1 protein-coding gene is annotated in these 282 nt (G+C 77.0%); it reads left to right on the plus strand.

All coding sequences use genetic code 11. The features are described from left to right. Positions 1–282: SDR family NAD(P)-dependent oxidoreductase (locus tag ACLQ2N_RS36035; RefSeq protein WP_425820023.1), on the plus strand; the 282-nt coding region annotated here is incomplete at both ends.

Below are 282 nucleotides of genomic sequence, written 5' to 3' on the forward strand. Positions count from 1 at the left end.
CACGGGCACGGGCACGGGCACGGGCACGGGCACCGAGGACGATCGCGGGGACGATGGGGTGGCGGCGTTCGGCCCGCACTCCACGGTCCTGATCACCGGCGGCACCGGCGGCCTCGGCGCGCTCACCGCCCGCCACCTCGTCACCGCCCACGGCGTCCGCGACCTGCTGCTCGTCAGCCGGAGCGGCCCCAACGCCCCCGGCGCGGCCGAACTGGCCGAAGAACTCACCGCCCTCGGAGCCCGGGTGAGCGTCACCGCCTGCGACATCACCGACCGCACCGC

The sequence above is a fragment of the Streptomyces sp. DT224 genome, from assembly GCF_049844595.1.
Taxonomy (GTDB): domain Bacteria; phylum Actinomycetota; class Actinomycetes; order Streptomycetales; family Streptomycetaceae; genus Streptomyces.